Genomic DNA, 3,286 nt, shown 5'->3' on the forward strand with positions numbered 1-3,286 from the left:
ACCACCGCCGAAGACGCTCCAACCGCTGGGGTCGAGACTTCGAGCACGGCCGACGAGGCGGCCGCGGACCATGAGGCGATGGCCGAACCGCCCGCCCCGGGCCTGGAGGCCGAGTCGGGCCTGGCGGCTCGGATCCGGGAGCGGTTCACTGATGTGCAGGCGTTGCGCGCCCAGGGCAAGGGGATCCGCGCGATCGCGCGGGAACTGCGGCTGGACCGCAAGACAGCGCGGCGGTTCTCCCTGGCGCGCAGCGCCGAGGAGCTCGTCGTCAAAGCCACCTCGCGGGCCTCGCTGCTGGACGAGCACAAGCCCTACCTCAACCAGCGGTGGAACAGCGGCTGCGTGAACATTTCCCAGCTGGTCCGCGAGATCCGCCAGCGCGGCTACACCGGCAGCCCCCAAACCGTCTACCGCTGCCTGCGCCCCTTCCGGGCCACCGGCCGGAAAGTCCCCGGCCCCGAGCCTGCCCCGCTCAAGATCCGGCAGGTCACCGGATGGATCATGCGCGACCCGGACAACCTGCCCGGCGACGACAGCCAGCGGCTCAAGGCCGTGCTGGCGCTCTGCCCACAACTACAAGCCGCCCGCCGCCACGTCGGAGCCTTTGCCATCATGATCCGCGATCTGCGTGGCGACCTGCTGCCCGAGTGGATCGAAAACGTGCTGGCCGACGACCTGCCCGCCCTGCGTTCTTTCGTCAACGGCCTGCGGCAGGACTGGAACGCCGTCATCGCCGGGCTCACCCTGCCCTACAGCAACGGGTCCAACGAGGGCGCTGTCAACAAAATCAAGCTACTCAAGAGAATGTCATACGGACGAGCCGGATTTCCACTGCTGAGAAAAAGGATTCTCCACGCCACATGACGCTGGCGCGGGCCGCTCGAACCTGATTGATCACGCAATGAGGGACAGAACCCATCAGGTCGGCAAGTGACAGTCCGGTGTGGACAGTTGGGTCCGGTGTTGCTGCCAGGATGTGATCGCCAGGGCCGTGTCCGTAGTGATCGGGAGTCGGCGGCGCATCCGGCCGGCCTTGTGGTTGTCGTAGATCAGGTTGTGCTGTCCGTCGATGACCTCGACGCAGCCGAGACGCAGGCTGACCACTTCGCCGGGGCGCCGCGCGGTGTCGCGCAGGATCCTGTAGATGGTCTGGTGCATCAGTTGCAGGTCGGCGGCGGTGAGCGGACCGCCTCGACCGGTCGGGCCGAGCATATCCACCGACTCGAAACCGTTGACCCGGCACCACTCCGCCACATTCGCGACCTCGGCGCCAGCAACAAACATCGCGTCCATTAGCTGCATGATCGCCCGTTTCCGCGTCATGGCCGAATACCGCAACGCCAATCAGGCGGCAGATCGCGCAACAACACCCGACCCGGGTGTGTCATTTGCTGCGAGACACAAACCGTGTCACATCAACTGAGACTGAAGAGGACCGTCCTGCAGGCGGAGGTCTCAAACCACCGCAAGCTGCTGCGGTGAATGAGTCGTGGTGGTGAGCGTTGCGGAAAAGGCGCACGAGATGCGTCAGGTGCGAGCCGAGAAGGCGAACGTGAGTGAACCGCTGATGAAGTGTCGAAAGCGTAGCGATGGCATCAAAACCGGGGTCCAGTCGTTGCCCCGGGACGAGTCTGGCGTGTGCCTGCTGACTGGCCAGATGGTGTCCGGCACGAAGGCGGCGTTCAGGCGCCAGCGCGGAACGTGGGAACGCCTCGCCCTAGCCTGACATCGGCGCATCCCGGTGCGAAGAAGGACCTGCCCGAGATCCGGAACGCCGAGGACCGCCGGCACGCCCTGGACGCGGTGAAGGCGTTCGAGGCTGCCGACGGGGCGAATTTCCCCAAGGCCGTCTCCAAGATCACCGACGATGTCGACGAGCTGCTGGCCTTCTATGACTTTCCCGCGCAGCATTGGGTGCATTTGCGCACGTCAAATCCCGGTCGTGGGCTGCGGTCGGCGTGGTGGACATGGTTATCTCCGGGCTCGTCCAGCATGTCGATCACGTTGGAGGAGCAGGTGCAGGTGCAACGGGAAACGCTGCTCCCGCTACACCGCGCCCCCGGTCCACCCGCCCCGAATTCCGGTCAGGTTCACCAGAACGGCGCGCCGGGGCCAAGTATCGATGCCTCGTTCCGGCACTGTGGGTGACAGCTTCATAACACCTCCTTATGGCGGTCATAGGATTTCAGCCTCTGGCGTCCGGAGACTCAAGGAGCGAAGGTGTGTAGTACCAGTCACCTTCCGAAATGATGGGAGTGCCCGTGCCCTCGCTGCGAGAGCGGAAGTATCAAACAGCCTTGGGCGGTGACAGGGCACGGACCCCGAGTTCACACCTCGCCACCCCTAAGGGGTCCGTCTGAACCGTTCGTTTCGCACACTCTGCGCTGTACTGCGTAGAACAGTCACCAGGTAGAGGAGGCGCACGACCATGTCGACCATCGTGGAATCCGGCACATTTCGGAGCACATTGGGGCACTTTTCGTCCGGAGTCACCATCATCACAGGCCTCGTTAACGGGAGCCCTGTCGGATTCACGTGTCAATCGTTCTCGGCGTTATCGATCGACCCGCCCTTGATCGTAGTGCTCCCGGGGAGCAGCTCAACAAGCTGGCCTCAGATTCAAGCAACGGGCCGCTTTTGCGTCAACGTGCTTTCCGACTCGCAGAAAGCGCTGAGCACCGCATTTGCAAAGTCCGGGGAGGACAAATTTGCAGGCGTGGACTGGTTTCCATCGCCTTTGGCTAACCCAATCTTGCCTGGAAGTTGCGCATGGATCGACTGTTCGATTTCTGAAGTACACCCCGGCGGGGACCATCTGATCGTCGTCGGCGCGGTCTACGATCTCGGCGCCCTCGATGAAACTGCACCTCTATTGTTCTATCGCAGTGAATATAGGACCCTGTCCAGTAATCAATAAGTACCGCCGGAGGCAAACCGTGCACAGGGAGCGGCTCATTAGAATTCGCAATTCTCCTAAGTGCTTTCCGATTCAGGCGTGTACAGGTCGGGTCGAGTATGACCTGAAACCACTTGGAGAATCGGCGACGATACCTTGTTTGCCCGGGTTTACAACAGCCAACGGTCAGCCGCCGTACGCGTATCCCTCGCCGCAAAAGGGATCATGCAGCCTCTCGGGCATCTGATTGAAAAATACGGGTGAGCGAGGTCCCCGTCGCAACCGTGGACATATGGAGCCTTATTCACGAGCATTACCAGCCGAGTCGATAGAATTCGAGCGCCGTGATGATGCGGACAATTCCGGGGAGTTCGGCGAGGCGCCCTCGAT

The 3,286-nt window shown here is 62.5% G+C and carries 3 protein-coding genes and 1 pseudogene; 3 read left to right on the plus strand and 1 reads right to left on the minus strand.

The annotated features are described in order from the left end of the window. Nucleotides 1-864: transposase (locus ACWDKQ_RS35550; protein ID WP_450143136.1), on the plus strand; the 864-nt coding region annotated here is incomplete at its 5' end. A 54-nt stretch (nt 865-918) separates the two neighbouring features. Here the strand turns inward: ACWDKQ_RS35550 and ACWDKQ_RS35555 are convergent. Continuing rightward, entirely contained in the window at nt 919-1,323 is a 405-nt protein-coding gene (locus ACWDKQ_RS35555) for a hypothetical protein (RefSeq protein ID WP_450143138.1), read from the minus strand. 405 nt (nt 1,324-1,728) lie between these two features. Here ACWDKQ_RS35555 and ACWDKQ_RS35560 point away from each other — a divergent pair. Next, nucleotides 1,729-1,938 (plus strand): annotated as a pseudogene (locus ACWDKQ_RS35560) (transposase); the annotation flags it as partial. Between the two features lie 490 nt (nt 1,939-2,428). Then, entirely contained in the window at nt 2,429-2,917 is a 489-nt protein-coding gene (locus tag ACWDKQ_RS35565; protein WP_450143137.1) for a flavin reductase family protein, read from the plus strand. Nucleotides 2,918-3,286 lie beyond the last annotated feature (369 nt).

Source organism: Saccharopolyspora sp. NPDC000995, from assembly GCF_053599315.1.